At 65.2% G+C, this 13,916-nt stretch carries 16 protein-coding genes; 8 read left to right on the top strand and 8 right to left on the bottom strand.

Going from position 1 to position 13,916, the window contains the following annotated elements:
- Positions 1-87: 87 nt before the first annotated feature.
- From ACSQ27_RS22175 to ACSQ27_RS22165, 3 genes are all read right to left on the bottom strand, one after another.
- Positions 88-918: a thymidylate synthase gene (locus ACSQ27_RS22175; protein WP_436157662.1), complete on the bottom strand. Its 831-nt coding sequence runs from the start codon at positions 916-918 to the stop codon at positions 88-90.
- Positions 919-989: 71 nt separating this feature from the next.
- Positions 990-2,411: an FAD-binding oxidoreductase gene (locus ACSQ27_RS22170; RefSeq protein ID WP_436157661.1), complete on the bottom strand. Its 1,422-nt coding sequence runs from the start codon at positions 2,409-2,411 to the stop codon at positions 990-992.
- A gap of 16 nt (positions 2,412-2,427) precedes the next feature.
- Positions 2,428-2,811, bottom strand: coding sequence for a DUF2069 domain-containing protein (locus ACSQ27_RS22165; protein ID WP_436157660.1), 384 nt, complete (start codon positions 2,809-2,811; stop codon positions 2,428-2,430).
- 33 nt (positions 2,812-2,844) lie between these two features.
- Here ACSQ27_RS22165 and ACSQ27_RS22160 point away from each other — a divergent pair, with 33 nt between their 5' ends.
- The 5 genes from ACSQ27_RS22160 to ACSQ27_RS22140 all read left to right on the top strand — a co-directional run bounded on the left by ACSQ27_RS22160 (position 2,845) and on the right by ACSQ27_RS22140 (position 5,362).
- Complete coding sequence (locus ACSQ27_RS22160; protein ID WP_436157659.1) at positions 2,845-4,059, top strand: YihY family inner membrane protein; 1,215 nt, start codon at positions 2,845-2,847, stop codon at positions 4,057-4,059.
- 118 nt (positions 4,060-4,177) lie between these two features.
- Positions 4,178-4,414: a hypothetical protein gene (locus ACSQ27_RS22155; protein WP_436157658.1), complete on the top strand. Its 237-nt coding sequence runs from the start codon at positions 4,178-4,180 to the stop codon at positions 4,412-4,414.
- 135 nt (positions 4,415-4,549) lie between these two features.
- Positions 4,550-4,702: a hypothetical protein gene (locus ACSQ27_RS22150; protein WP_436157657.1), complete on the top strand. Its 153-nt coding sequence runs from the start codon at positions 4,550-4,552 to the stop codon at positions 4,700-4,702.
- A 235-nt stretch (positions 4,703-4,937) separates the two neighbouring features.
- Positions 4,938-5,123, top strand: coding sequence for a DUF3606 domain-containing protein (locus ACSQ27_RS22145; RefSeq protein WP_436157656.1), 186 nt, complete (start codon positions 4,938-4,940; stop codon positions 5,121-5,123).
- Positions 5,120-5,362 carry a hypothetical protein gene (locus ACSQ27_RS22140; protein WP_436157655.1) on the top strand — a complete coding sequence of 81 codons (243 nt, stop codon included), beginning with the start codon at positions 5,120-5,122 and terminating at the stop codon, positions 5,360-5,362. Before ACSQ27_RS22145 ends, ACSQ27_RS22140 begins: the two co-directional genes overlap by 4 nt.
- A gap of 30 nt (positions 5,363-5,392) precedes the next feature.
- Here the strand turns inward: ACSQ27_RS22140 and ACSQ27_RS22135 are convergent, their stop codons facing one another.
- Positions 5,393-5,782, bottom strand: a complete 390-nt coding sequence (locus ACSQ27_RS22135; RefSeq protein ID WP_436157654.1) for an Mpo1-like protein — start codon at positions 5,780-5,782, stop codon at positions 5,393-5,395.
- Between the two features lie 100 nt (positions 5,783-5,882).
- Between ACSQ27_RS22135 and ACSQ27_RS22130 the strand changes: the two genes are divergently transcribed.
- Positions 5,883-6,290 (top strand): thioredoxin family protein, encoded by a 408-nt coding sequence (locus ACSQ27_RS22130; RefSeq protein WP_436157653.1) that lies wholly within the window; start codon positions 5,883-5,885, stop codon positions 6,288-6,290.
- Here ACSQ27_RS22130 and ACSQ27_RS22125 read toward each other — a convergent pair.
- The 4 genes from ACSQ27_RS22125 to ACSQ27_RS22110 are packed head-to-tail and all read right to left on the bottom strand — an operon-like array spanning position 6,287 to position 11,863.
- Positions 6,287-7,546 (bottom strand): cytochrome P450, encoded by a 1,260-nt coding sequence (locus ACSQ27_RS22125; protein WP_436157791.1) that lies wholly within the window; start codon positions 7,544-7,546, stop codon positions 6,287-6,289. The genes ACSQ27_RS22130 and ACSQ27_RS22125 overlap by 4 nt on opposite strands.
- A 45-nt stretch (positions 7,547-7,591) precedes the next feature.
- Positions 7,592-9,727, bottom strand: a complete 2,136-nt coding sequence (locus tag ACSQ27_RS22120) for an acetyl-CoA hydrolase/transferase C-terminal domain-containing protein (protein WP_436157652.1) — start codon at positions 9,725-9,727, stop codon at positions 7,592-7,594.
- Positions 9,728-9,734: 7 nt separating this feature from the next.
- Entirely contained in the window at positions 9,735-10,547 is an 813-nt protein-coding gene (locus tag ACSQ27_RS22115) for an alpha/beta fold hydrolase (RefSeq protein WP_436157651.1), read from the bottom strand.
- 2 nt (positions 10,548-10,549) lie between these two features.
- Positions 10,550-11,863 (bottom strand): O-acetylhomoserine aminocarboxypropyltransferase, encoded by a 1,314-nt coding sequence (locus ACSQ27_RS22110; RefSeq protein ID WP_436157650.1) that lies wholly within the window; start codon positions 11,861-11,863, stop codon positions 10,550-10,552.
- 155 nt (positions 11,864-12,018) lie between these two features.
- Between ACSQ27_RS22110 and ACSQ27_RS22105 the strand changes: the two genes are divergently transcribed.
- The gene (locus ACSQ27_RS22105; protein WP_436157649.1) at positions 12,019-12,474 is read left to right on the top strand and encodes a CBS domain-containing protein; all 456 of its coding nucleotides are present in this window, start codon (positions 12,019-12,021) and stop codon (positions 12,472-12,474) included.
- An 89-nt stretch (positions 12,475-12,563) separates the two neighbouring features.
- The gene (locus tag ACSQ27_RS22100) at positions 12,564-13,751 is read left to right on the top strand and encodes an MFS transporter (RefSeq protein WP_436157648.1); all 1,188 of its coding nucleotides are present in this window, start codon (positions 12,564-12,566) and stop codon (positions 13,749-13,751) included.
- The last annotated feature ends 165 nt before the right edge of the window (positions 13,752-13,916 follow it).

Here is a 13,916-nt window from a genome sequence, read left to right as displayed (position 1 = left end):
CGAGAGCCAGTAATGTGAGTGAAAACCGTTGCCGAAAATTGAATAGGGAGGCTGGTGCCGCGAATGACGCCCCGGCCTGCACGGATGTCACACCGCGACAGGCGCTTTGATCGCCTCGTGGTGCTGGTAGTCCAGGAATTCAAAATCCTCAAACTGGTAGTCGAAGATCGATGCGGGCTTGCGTTTGATCTGCAGCGTGGGGTAGGGGAAGGGCTGACGGCTCAGCTGCAGCGCGACCTGCTCGTGGTGGTTGCTGTAGATGTGGCAGTCGCCGCCGGTCCAGATGAAGTCGCCCACGCCCAGGCCGCACTGCTGCGCCACCATGTGGGTCAGCAGGGCGTAGCTGGCGATGTTGAAGGGCACGCCCAGAAAGATGTCGGCGCTGCGCTGGTAGAGCTGGCAGCTCAGCTTGCCGGGCTGGCCCTGCACCTCGGACGGGGCCACGTAGAACTGGAAGAACGCGTGGCAGGGCATGAGCGCCATCTTGGAGAGGTCGGCCACGTTCCAGGCGCTCACGATGATGCGGCGTGAATCCGGATTGGTCTTGAGCGTCTTGATGACTTCGCTGATCTGGTCGATATGGCCGCCGTCCGGCGTGGGCCAGCTGCGCCACTGCACGCCGTAAACCGGGCCCAGGTCGCCGTCGGGCCGCGCCCATTCGTCCCAGATGCTGACGCCGCGTTCCTTGAGCCAGTTGTTGTCGCTGGAGCCCTGCAGAAACCACAACAGCTCGTGGACGATGGATTTCAGGTGCACTTTTTTCGTGGTCACCAGCGGAAAGCCTTCGTTCAGGTCGAAGCGCATCTGGTAGCCGAACACGCTTTTGGTGCCGGTGCCCGTGCGGTCGGCCTTGAAGGCGCCGTGGCTGTCCACATGGCGCATGAAATCTTCGTATTGGGAGCGGATGGGGCGGGTCATTTAAAACCAGTCGGCGTGGGTTCAGGAAGGAGGTGCTGCGGGCCGGCAAGGCGGGTCAGGCAAGGGTTTAATTATGCCTTCAGCACCCGTCCCGGGTTCATCAGGTTCAACGGATCCAGGCCTAGTTTGATGGCGCGCATCATGTCCAGCGCCACGGGCGATTTGTGCTTGGGCAGGGTGTTCACCTTGAGGCTGCCGACACCATGTTCGGCCGAGATCGATCCCCTGTAGCGGTCCACCGCTTCGTAGACCAGGGCATTCATGGGCGTCTCTTTTTCATTGAGGAAACGCGCCTGGTCTTCATTCTCCGGCGCCTGCACGTTGTAATGCAGGTTACCGTCGCCCAGGTGGCCGTAAACGACCATGCGCGCGCCGGGAAACTGCTCGAGCAGCAATGCATTGGTTTCCGCCACGAACTCGGGGATGCGCGATACGTTGATGGAGATGTCGTGCTTGATGTTCAGGCCTTCTTCGGCCTGTGCCATGGGGATGCTTTCGCGGATGTGCCACAGCGCGTGCGCCTGCGCCATGCTCTCGGCGACCACGGCATCAGCAACGCAGCCGGCTTCCATGGCGGCTTCGAGCAGGCGCTCGAAACATTCACGCGCGTGGGTTTCGGACTCGTTGTCCGAGTTCTCCAGCACCACGCACCAGGCGTGCTCCTGCCAGAAGGGCACGCGCTGTTGCGGGAAATGTTTGGCCACGAGGCCCAGGGCGAACTGGCCCATGACTTCGAAACCGGTCAGGCCCGAGCCCAGGTGCTCATGCGCCAGGCCCAGCAGTTCCACCGCAGCCTCAAGCGTGGGCACGGCGGCAAAGGCGGTGAGCTGGGCCTTCGGCATGGGATACAGCTTCATGGTGGCGCCGGTGATCACGCCCAGCGTGCCTTCGCTGCCGATGAACAGGTGGCGCAGGTCGTAGCCGGTGTTGTCCTTGCGCAGGCCCGTGAGGCCGTCCCAGATTTCACCCTGCGCGTTCACCACTTCCAGCCCCAGGCAGAGGTCGCGGGTGTTGCCGTAGCGTACGACCTGAGTGCCGCCGGCGTTGGTGCCGAGGTTGCCGCCTATGGTGCAACTGCCCTCCGAGGCCAGGCTCAGGGGAAACAGGAACCCGGCTTTTTCGCAGGCTTCCTGCAGGTTTTGCAGCACGCAGCCGGCGTCTACGGTGATGGTCAGGTTGCCGGCATCCAGCGTGCGCACCTTGTTCATGCGCGTGAGGCTCAGCACCACCTGCGTGCCGCTGTCGTCCGGCGTCGATCCCACCACCATGCCGGTATTGCCGCCTTGGGGCACGATGCTCACGCGTGCCGCGGCGCAGGCTTTCACCACAGCCGCGACTTCCGGTGTCGAGCCCGGGCGCACCACGGCCAGGGCCTTTCCGGTTTCGCGCTTGCGCCAGTCCTGCACCCAGGGCGTCAGGTCGCCGTCGGTCAGGACGTTGCTGGCGCCGACGATCTGGCGCAGGGAGTCAATCAGGGGGTTGTGGGTGCTCACGATGTTCCGGCTCAGGTTAGGGGGTCGATGGGGTCGGGATGGTTGGGGCGTTTTTCAGGCGTACGCGCACGTGGAGCGCGCAGGCCGCGAACAGCGTGAGGCACAGCAACACCTCGATCAGTCCCAGGTAGTTGCCAGGCGCGCGGTCGCTCCAGGCCCGCACCACGCCTTCGGTGAAATACAGCCATACCAGCAGGCTGAGCCAGCGGTAGGTGTACATGCGGTTTTTCAGGACGCCGGCCAGGGGGATGCACAGCGGCAGCACCTTGAGCGCCAGCAGCGAGCCGCCCGGCCGTATGGGCGCCAGCCACATTTCCCAGGCCAGGCCCAGCACGATGAGGCCCAGCAGGCTGGCCAGCGCCAGGCGGCGGGTGAGGTCGATTTGTGTTGTTTTGTTCATGGTCGTAAGAATCTCAGTGGCATGATACCGGGGATGAAATTTCAGCAATCCCTGCAGGACCTCCTGGCCGACCTGTCGCGCTTCCCGTGGCGCGGCACGGCACTGACCCTGCGTGACCGTTTCCGCGAAGACCACATGGGCCTGACGGCCAGCAGCCTGACCTTCACCACCTCGATTGCGCTGGTGCCTTTTTTTACCGTGGCGCTGGCGATTTTCACGGCCTTCCCGATGTTTTCGAAACTGCAGGGTGCGCTGCAGGCCTGGCTGGTGCAAAGCCTGATCCCGGACAACATCGCGCGCCAGGTGCTGGGCTACCTCACGCAGTTCAGCCGCCAGGCCAACAAGCTGGGCATCGCCGGCCTGGCTGTGCTGCTGGTCACGGCCATCGCGCTGATCCTCACCATAGACCGCACCCTCAACGGCATCTGGCGCGTCAAGAAGGCGAGGCCGCTCACCCAACGCGTGCTGATCTACTGGGCCGCCATCACCCTGGGGCCGTTGCTGCTGGCGGCCAGCCTGGCGGTCACTTCCTATGTGCTGTCGGCCTCGGGCGGCCTGGTGGGCGCCTTGCCGGTGAGCCTGCGTTTCCTGCTCAGCATCCTGCAGTTTTTCCTGGTGGCCGGGGGCATGGCGGCGATGTACCGCTACGTGCCCAACACCTATGTGAAGTGGTCGCATGCCTGGGTGGGGGGACTCTTCGTCGCCGCCGGCATCGAAGTCGCCAAGCGGGTGCTCAGCCTTTACCTGGGGGCCGTGCCCACTTATTCCCTGGTCTACGGTGCTTTCGCCACCTTGCCTATCCTGCTGGTGTGGATTTACGTCTCATGGGTCATCGTGCTCATGGGCGCGGTGATCGCGGCCTACCTGCCCAGCCTGCTGGCCGGCGTGGCGCGCCGCGGCAGTGCGCACGGCTGGTACTTCCAGCTTGCCATCGAAACGCTGCAACAGCTGCACCAGGCGCTAGCCACCCCGCGAAGAGGCTTGAGTGCCTCGCAGCTGGCTGAACGGCTGCAGGTGGACGGGCTCCAGCTCGAGCCGGTGCTGGAAACCCTGGTGGCGTTGGACTGGGTGGGCCAGCTTAACGAGGCGGAGGGCGAGGAAGAAGCCCGCTTCCTGCTGCTGGCCGACCCCGACGCCACGCCGCTGGAGCCGCTGATGCGGCAGTTGCTGCTCGACAAGGCCGAGGCGGTGCAAGGCCTGTGGGAAAAGGCTGGCTGGCCCGGCCTGCGGCTGCGCGACGCGCTATAAGAATTTGTTCCGGGCGTAAGCCGCGTCCGGAAAAATCCGACGGAATGACGGGGAATACTTGTTGGCAATGGCACCTTGTAACAAAATAAAAACCCCCTGTTTTTCCACGCACAGAAAGATGCCAGCAAAAACCCATGCCCGGGAAAAGCTTGACGGCGCCATCGCCGAGGAGCGCCAGCAGCAGCGCGACGCCAGGCAGATTTACGACGCACTGACGGCCAAGATGTGGGCCTACCAGACCGGCAACGGCCCCGCGCCCACCAATGAGGATTTCGAGCAATGGAGCCTCGCCGTGGAGCAGCGCGTCAAGATCAAGCAGCTGGGTATCCGCGTGGACGGCGAGCCCGGCGCCTGAGCCCGCCCCGACGGCCAGTCGGACTGGCCGCACACAGGTTTGCGGCCCAGGCGCACCTCCGCGCTGCGATGAAATTCCTACGATGTGAGACAGGCTGATAGCCGGCCTTGTCCTTTCACTTCACGGAGATTTCTCATGCTGAAAAAATTGCTGGTATTTGCCATCACCTCCGGCCTGGCAGCCAAGCTCTATCAACGCTACACCGAAAAGCAGGCCGCTTCCCGCCCCACGGCCGCGGCAGGCAAAAAGCCGGTGGCACGCAAACGTGCGGCGCAAAAACAGGTTTGAGCCCGCAATCCGGCTCCACAAGGCCCGATCGCCCTGATTGCATAGAAGCTCATAAGCTCTGGTTTTAAAAGCGTCAACCTTTTGTCAAGGTTGTTAAGCCTCTGTCACCTCAGGCACGTTTCGTTGCTCTTGTTCGGGCGTGACTTCAAATTCGCGGGCCGGATTCTTACAAGGCGCGCGTACGGCATGGGTCAAGATTCTCCGCATCCCTTTCAACCCTCGCTGGAGAAAACCCGTGACATCACCCGCTTATGCGCCCGCCGCGCCCCTCAAAAACGAGCCCATCGACATCAACAAGGAAGCTTCCCTGAACTACTGGGTCGCCGCGCTGGCCTGCAGCGAACTCGAATTGCGCGTGGCCGTGGCCGAGGTCGGCCCCGCGGCCAAGGACGTGAGCAATGAACTCGGGAGGGTGTTATGAGTGCCATGCCTCCAACGCTACCGCTGCCGCCAGGGCCGCTCGCGGTCCGCGTCAAAGAGCCGTCGGTCGGCCTGTTTTATTGGGTGGTCACCCAGCTGTCCGCCGACGAACGCGACGCCGATGTCCGCATTGAAGGTTCTGACCATCCCTACCCGACACATGAAGCCGCCCTGCACGCAGGGTCTGCTTGCCTGAAGGCGCTCAAGGCCAGCATTTTCCAGCCGCAGGGCCCGCATTAGGCCCAGCTTGCAGGCCTGCCAGGCGCCTCTTTAAAGTGTTTTAAGGCGTTTAAAGGCCTGCAGCCACATATCCCGGTACATGACCCAGTCGCCCATGAAGCTGTAAAGCGGCCGCTTGAAGGACGCGGGCTTGTTCTTCTCAAACCCGAAGTGGCCTATCCAGGCAAAGCCGTAACCGCACAGCAGGCCGGCCAGCAGCCACCAGGGGTTGCGCGTGGCGACCAGGGCCGCCAGGCACAGCAGCGTGAGCGTGGAGCCCACAAAATGCAGGCGGCGGCAGGTCGGATTGCGGTGTTCGTTGAGATAGAAGGGGTAGAAGCTCACGAAGGAGTCGAAGCTCCGCGGGTCTACAGGTGGGCTGGCGGATGCGGTGGGCAGGCCGGCTTGCGCCGTCTCGCCGTGCGTGGTCGTGGTGTCCATGATGTGTCTCCTGCGCCGGGATAGCCCCGTGTCGCTCCCCATTTTGCGGGCGTCGCCATAATAGTCAATCCCCGCTGCCCACGCCGGTTCCCTCCATCGCATGCCCCTCACAATAACGCCGCCAGCGGCATCCCCCAGTCCACCGGATTCTTCGGTGCATTGGGTCATCTGCCTGTGCGCCGACTGGTGCGGCCTGTGCCGGGACTATGGCGAACTCTTTGCGGACATGGCGGCGCGCTACCCCGGCAGCCGCTTTGCCTGGCTGGACATCGAAGACCAGGCCGAACTGGTCGGCGACATTGAAGTGGAAACCTTCCCCACGCTGCTGGTCGCCGATGCGGGCGGAACGCGGTTTCTCGGGCCCTTGCTGCCGCATGCGCAGAACCTGTCGCGCCTGCTCGATTCACTGGCGCAGCCGGGCCAGCCCGCCACGCCCCACCTGCCTTCAACCCGGGGCTTGCTGCAGGCGCTCGCGGCGGCGCCGCAGCACTGGATCAAGGCCGATTAGATGATGGAAAAAGGCGCTTTCAGGAAACCCCTGAAGCGCGCACGGCCGCCGCGCGTGGGGCTGGCCGTCAGGCGATAGCCCGGGAAGCGCTGGAGAAAGCGGCCAATGGCGATGCGACCCTCCAGTCGTGCCAGGCTGAGCCCGGCGCATTGGTGGATGCCGAAACCAAAAGCCAGGTGGCGGTTGTCCCGGCGCGCCAGGTCCAGCTCGTCGGGTTGTGCAAACTGCGCCGGGTCGCGGTTGGCCGCGCCTATGCACAAGGTCAGCAGGCTGCCGGCCGGCATGTCCACACCGCCAATGTTTGCGTCCACCAGCGCGCGCCGGTTGCTGAGCTGGTTGGACGATTCGAAGCGCAGGAACTCGTCGACGGCCGGCGCCAGCAGCGCCTCGAGCCCCTGCGCATCGTGCGCCAGCCCTTTTATGCCCGACAGCAGGCCGGCCAGCGCCGCCGGCTGCTCCTGCAGCGCCACCAGCGCGTTGCCTATCAGGTTGGTGGTGGTTTCGTGGCCGGCGTTGAGGATGAACACGCAGTTCTGCAGCAGCTCGGTTTCGCTGAGCTGCTCACCTCTACCTTCACTGCCGATCAGCCGTGTCAGCACGTCATGCTCCGGGTCGCCCGGGTGCCGGCGCCTGTCGGCCACCAGGTCCCTGAGGTAGGCCGTGAACTCGCGCACGCTGTGGTTGCCCAGGGCCTCCTGCTCGGGCGTCAGTCTGGGTTCCAGCGCGCCCAGTATCGCCAGGGACCAGCCGCGCAGCGGCGCGCGGTCCGCATGCGGCACGCCCAGCAGGTTGCCGATGATCTCCACCGGGATGGCCGAGGCGAAATCCTCCACCAGGTCGCCGCTGCCCCTGGCCTCCATCGCATCGAGCAAGCCGTCGACCAGTGTGAGCAGGCCGGGCTCCATGTCGGCGATCGCGCGCCGCGTCAGCGCGCCCATGATGAGCTTGCGCACACGCGTGTGCAGCGGCGGGTCGTTGAACACCAGGCTGGTGGTGTGGTGCTCGAAGAGCGCGGACGCCGCGCCGTATTTCGGCTCGAACTCCACTTTTTTGTCGGAGCTGAAAGCCTGCGCGTCGCGGTAAACCGCCACCAGGTCGGCATGGCGCGTCAGGAAGAAGGAGCCGTCGGGCATGCGCCTGACGGGCTCGGCCTCGCGCAGCGCGGCATACACCGGATAGGGGTTGGCGTAAAAGTCGGCGGGCAGGGCGCGCAGGTCCAGTGCCGCCGCGATTTCCTGCGCGCGGGCGTCGGCCATGGGCGGTGTGGCGTTAAAAGGCGGCGGGGCGGTCACGTGCTCCCCTCAAAGGTTGCCGGCAAACAGCTTGCGCAAAAACATTTTCTTGAAGCTGGTGGCGTCGTCCAGCCCCAGCCGCTCCAGGTAGGCCGGCGGGGCCTCGCGCGTGCCGGCCAGGCTCTTGAGCACCATGGCGACCAGTTCCACGGGATGCCGCGTGGCCTGCTGCATTTTTCGCAGCGCGGTCACCATCTCGATCTCGCCTTCGGTCAGGTCGGTACCGAAGGGAAAGTCGGGCAGCAGGCCTGATCGCCAGGGCTGCAGGCGGGCGTGCAGCACCTCGGGCAGGTTCTGGCGGTACTGTTCCGGCACTTCATAGCCCGCATCCAGCTTGCCGGCGGCCTTGGCCTGCGCCACCAGCGCGTCCTGGAAGCGCGAATCGGCAATCGCGACCAGCCGCTTGATGACTTCGCCGTCGGGCTGGGCTCGCAGGTCGGCCACGCCGTATTCGGTGATCACCACGTCGCGCAGGTGGCGGGGGATGGTGCCGTGGCCGTAGTTCCAGACCAGCGTGCTGCGCAGGCCGTCCTTGTGTTCGTAGCTGGCGCGCAGCATCAGGATGGAGCGCGCATCGGGCAGCGCATGCGCCATGGCCACAAAGTTGTACTGGCCGCCCACGCCGGAGACGACCTGGCCCGACTCCAGCCCGTCGGACACGGCCGCGCCCAGCAGCGTGACCATCATGGTGGTGTTCATGAAGCGGGCCTTGCGGCGCTGCGCTGCCTTGAGCGCGCTGCGGCCATGGAGCTGGTTGATGAAATCGATGCGCGTCATGGCGATGCGGGCCAGCGCCTCGGGCGGCATGTTGCGCAGCCCTTCGTAAAAATCGGTCGGACCCAGGAAAAAGCCGCCGTGCAGCACCACGCCGCCGGCCAGGCGTTGGCCCAGGCCGCCCGCGTCCCGCAGCGCCGTGCGCACTGCGGCATCGTCCAGCCGGTTGGCGATGCGCCGGCCCTGGACGTCAAGGTCACCGTCAGCGCTGAGGCTGACCCCGGCGGTTAGCACGCCCAAGGCATGGAGGAAGGTCAGGTCCTGCGCATCCAGCGCGGGCCGTATGCGCCCGGCTTCCAGCAGCGCGGCCAGGGTGTCCGGAGTGACGGCCAGGCCGGGTATCCGGCCCTCGTTGACCAGGCGCTGCACAGCCTCGTCGTCAAATACCTCGCGGCGCAGGATGCCGGCCCGCATGAGCTGCAGGAAGCCGTTGACGAACATTTCCGAACAGCCGTAGAGGCCTTGCCCAAAGCCGCCCAGTTCGCGGCCGTCCAGGCCGTCGGTGCAGAGCGCGGCCATGATGCGGCGGTAGTCGGCGTTGGCGCGCTCGCGCACGACCAGGGCCTGGGCGATCGCGTCGCCCAGCGCGCCTATGCCGATCTGCAATGTGCCGCCGTCCACCACCAGGCTGGCCGCATGCAGGGCAATGGCGTAGTCGGCCGTGGCAACCTTGCCGTTGGGCGGCGCAAACAGTGCGTGCGTGGCGGCGGTGTCAGTCACCACCACGTCAAAAAACCCGGGCGGCGTGATCGCCGGCCCGGGCATGAAGGGCAGTTGCCGGTTGATCACGCCCACTTTGAGCAGCGGCCGGCCGCCTTCGGCCTGGCGCTGCGCCAGCTCAAACGTCACGTCGGGGTTGCTGGACAGCGAAAGTTCGGTGCCATCCGCCGTGTCACGGGCCGCCACCGCCTGCGCGATCACGTTCACGCCGAGCACGCCCATGTCGCGCGCCACGAAGGTGTAGTTGGTCGAGATATAGGCCTGCTGCGCGCGCTCGTTGCCGAGGTAGTCGCCGGTCTTGAAGAAGAACTCGCTGACCTCGATGTGCGGCGGCAGCACGCCGGCGCGCAGGTCCTTGACGTAGTCGAGGTCGGGGTAGTCCTTGAACACCCGCTCCACCAGCGGCGCCAGGAAGTGCTGCTCCAGCTCGCTGGCGCCTTCCGGCTTTTCCAGCGACAGCGCGGTGATGATCTTCAGGCGACGGGGCTTCGCGTCGCCGCCCATGGCCTTGATGCGGCGGTAGAGCAGGTTCACGAAGGGGTTGGGCTTGCCTATGCCCAGCGGCAGGCCGAGCACGATGTCGCCTTCCACCGCGGCGAGAACGTGCTCCACCGCCTGCGCGAGCGTGGGGATGAGGAGGGACGCGGCCATCGGCGGTTCAGGCGGATTGAAGGAAATCGCGGATCGCGAACAGCGTGGCCTCCGGCGTCTCGCTCATCTGGTGGTGGCCCACCGGCAGGCTGGCGACACTGACCTTTTTGCCGCTGTCCCTGGCTTTGCTGACCAGCGCCTGCGCGGCCTTCGGGGTGGTCATCTGGTCCTGCGCGCCCAGCACGAACAGCACCGGGCAGCTGATCTGGGCCATGGCGGCCTCGCCATTGGCATAGCTGTCGCAGGCCTTGAAGCCGCGGTGGAACACATTGGCTTTGGTGTTGCTGGCCAGCACGCGCCGTCCCAGCGCCATGCTGGCACCATGCACCCAGCTGCCGGCGCCCAGCGGCGGCGCCAGCGTGCTGCGTGAGAACACATTGACCATGTTCAGCGCCTTCATCGGCTCGTGGAGTGCGGCGTCGAGCAAAGCCTGCGAGACCTTCATGGGAAAGGCCGTGCCCACCAGCACCAGATGGCTCACACGCTCTTTGAGCCGCGAAGCCGCTTCCAGTGCGATCAGCGAGCCCCAGCTATGGCCGACCAGGGCGGCGCGCTCTACGCCGGCGGCGCCCAGCAGTGCCGCGATAAAGTCCGCGGCTTCTTCCACCGACGACGGTGCTTCGCCTTCGCTTTTGCAATGCCCGGGCAGGTCGACCGCCAGCACGTTCCAGCCGTGGTTGGCCAGATAGCGTGTCTGAAAAATCCACACGCTGTGGTCGTTCAGCACGCCGTGGATAAATACCACCGTGGGTTTGGCGGCGTCAAAAGGCTTGCCGCCGGTGTAGCAATAGGTTTTGTGGCCGTTGACGTCGAGGTACATGCTCAGGCCCCCGCTTTCACGGCCGCTTTTTCAGCCGCCTTGAGGGCACGCTTGAGGTCGTCCACCAGGTCGTCCGGGTCTTCCAGGCCGATGGACAGGCGTATCGTGCCCTGCGTGATGCCGCCGGCCGCCAGCGCCTCGTCCGTCATGCGGAAGTGGGTGGTGCTGGCCGGGTGGATGACAAGGCTGCGGCAGTCGCCGACATTGGCCAGGTGGCTGAAGACCTTGAGCGCCTCGATGAAAGCCTTGCCCTGCTCACGGTTGCCCTTGATGTCGAAGCTGAACACCGAGCCCGCGCCGCGCGGCAGCAGCTTTTTCGCGAGCGCGTGGCTGGGATGGGATTCGAGCATGGGATGGCCCACACGCGACACCATCGGGTGGCTGGCCAGGAATTGCACGACTTTTTCGGTATTGCCCATGTGCCGTGCCATGCGCAGCGGCAGGGTTTCGATGCCCTGCAGGATCAGCCAGGCGGTGTGCGGGCTCATGCAGGCGCCGAAGTCGCGCAGGCCCTCGCGGCGCGCGCGCAGCAAAAAGGCGCCCACCGTGCTTTCCTCGCTGAACACCATGTTGTGGAAACCGTCGTAGGCCTCGGTCAGTTCGGCGAATTTGCCGGACTTTTCCCAGTCGAAGCTGCCGCCGTCGACCACGATGCCGCCGATGACGGTGCCGTGCCCGCTCAGGAACTTGGTGGCCGAGTGGTAGACCAGGTCGGCGCCGTGTTCAAAGGGCTTGATCAGCCAGGGCGAGGTGAGGGTGGAATCCACCAGCAGCGGCACGCCCGCCTCATGGGCCAGGGCCGACACCGCCGGGATGTCCAGCACGTCCAGTCCGGGGTTGCCCACGGTTTCGCCGAAGAACAGTTTGGTATTGGGCCGGACCGCGGCGCGCCAGCCGTCCAGGTCGCCGGGCTTGACGAAAGTCGTGTCTATCCCGAAGCGGCGCATGGTGTAGTGCAGCAGGTTCTGGCTGCCGCCGTAGAGCGCCGTCGAGGCCACGATGTGCGAGCCCGCGCCCATCAGCGTGGCGATCGACAGGTGCAGCGCGGCCTGGCCGCTGGCGGTGGCGATCGCGCCTATGCCGCCTTCCAGCGCCGACACCCGCTGCTCCAGCACCGCGTTGGTCGGGTTGCTGATGCGCGAATAGACGTGGCCCGCACGTTCCAGGTTGAACAGGCTGGCCGCGTGGTCGCTGGACTCGAAGACAAAAGAAGTCGTCAGGTGGATGGGCACGGCGCGCGCACCCGTGGCCGGGTCGGGCGAAGCGCCCGCGTGCAGCGCCAGGGTGTCGAATCCGGGATCGGAATAACCGGGCATGGGTTTGTCTCCAGTCAGAAAAAAGTGGCCGTACGCAGGGAATTTGTTGCAACCAGCCGTTTGATTGTGGGCTATATTTAAACTGAATTCCCCCTCTCACCGCGCGGCGGTGGGACAATGAGGGCCATGTTGGCAGCACAACCGAGGAGATCGCCATGAAGGTTCTAGACATACTGCGCGTGAAAGGCAACACGCTTTACACCGTCCAGCCTGACGAACCCCTGGCCAAGGCCACCCAGATCATGGCCGACAAAGACATAGGCTCGCTGGTCGTCATGGAGCACGGCGACCTGGTCGGCATGCTGACCTTCCGCGAGGTCATCGTCTGCATCGTCAAGAACGGCGGCGAGATCGGCAGCACGCTGGTGCGCACCGCCATGGACGACCACCCGCTGACCTGCACCTCCGAAACCGAACTCGACGAGGTCCGCCGCATGATGCTGGAGCGCCACGCGCGCTACATGCCCGTCATGAACCAGAAGGTGTTGATGGGCGTCATCAGCCTTTACGACGTCGCCAAGGCCGTGGTCGACAGCCAGAACTTCGAAAACAAGATGCTCAAGGCCTACATCCGCGACTGGCCGGCCGAGGACGCCGCAGACCACAACTGAGCGCCGGCGGCCGGCACCGCGCCGGGCCGCCCCATTTTTGGAACAACAACAAGCCGGTGCGCAAGGCATCGGGATCAGCGGGAGCAGGGGTGAGCGACAAGCGTGATGCCAGCGGGCTGCTGTTTTATGCCTCGCTGTTTTTCTCCCGGCTGGCCGACCAGATCCTGCTCTTCCTCGTGCCCCTGGTGGTGTTTGAAACCACCGGCAGCGTTGCCTGGTCCGGCATCGCCTTCACCCTCGAAACCCTTCCGCGCTTCCTGGCCTTTCCGGTCTGCGGCGCGCTGTGCGACCGCATCTCGCCGCTCAAGCTGCTGCGCATCAGCCAGTTGTACCGCGCACTGGTCTGCATTGCCGGGGTGATCGCTTTCCAGTGGGCCGGCGGCGTCGGCTGGCTGATTGCGCTGTCGGCCGTCTGCGGCGTGCTGACCACCCAGGGCTTGATGGCCCGCGAGGTCATGCTGCCGCAGATCTTCCGCGAGCATCGTTTTGAAAAAGTGCTGGCCCATGCACAGATCGCCGACCAGCTCGGCATGGTGCTGGGCCCCTTGCTCGCCTCGCTGCTGCTGCGCTGGATGCCCTGGCCCATGGTGGTCGGCGCAACGGCGGTGTTCTTCCTGATCGCCGACGGCGCCGTGACCTGGTGGCATCGCCGGAACAAGGTGGTGCTGGCCGCGCCTGAGCCCGCACCGGGCCACTGGACCGCGCCGGTGCGCACCGCGTTCTCTCAGGTGCTGCACCTGCCCGGCCTCAAGAAAGTCATCGCACTCGCGGCCGGCGTCAACCTGGTGATAGGCGTCACGCTGGCCACCTCGGCCGCCATGGTGACCGGCCTGCTGCAGCGCTCGGCCGGGGACTATGCCGTGTTGCAAACGGCAGGCGCGATCGCCACCGTCGTCATCCTGCTGTTCATCGCACGCAGCGTGCTGTCCTTGCGCACCCTGGGTTTGGTGTCCTATACCGTGATGCTGGCCGGGGGCCTGCTCACGGGGCTGGCCACCAACTTCTGGGTCTATACCGCCGGGTTTTTGCTGGTGATCGGCTTTGACAAGATGTTCAATGTCTACATCCGCAGCTTGCGGCAAAAGCTCATCCCGCCCAAGGACCTGGGCAAGACCACCGGCGTGATCGTGATGCTCAACAATTTGTCGCAGCCGCTGGCCGGGATGCTGGTGGGGGTGTTTGCGGGCGTGATGGAGGGGCGGGGGGTGATTTTGGGCTTGGTTTTGGTTATGGGGTTGATTGGGGTGGTGGCGGCTTGGAGTGGGAAGGGGCGTTGAGCCGGGTCTTGCTCCGGCGTGCGCGCTCGCCCTCTGCATGGGCTTGCTGGCCGGGGGTAGCCCGGCGGCTACTTACTTTTAGCGAAACCCGCAAAGCGGGTTTTCTTTTCTTCGCCAAAAGGCGCGCTACGCGCGCGGGGTTTGCTCACTTCGCGAAGCGAAGTT

This window comes from Polaromonas sp. LjRoot131, from assembly GCF_964252805.1.
GTDB lineage: Bacteria > Pseudomonadota > Gammaproteobacteria > Burkholderiales > Burkholderiaceae_C > Polaromonas.
The sequence above is the reverse complement of the archived record's forward strand: the minus strand, read 5'-3'. Positions and strand labels throughout refer to the sequence as shown.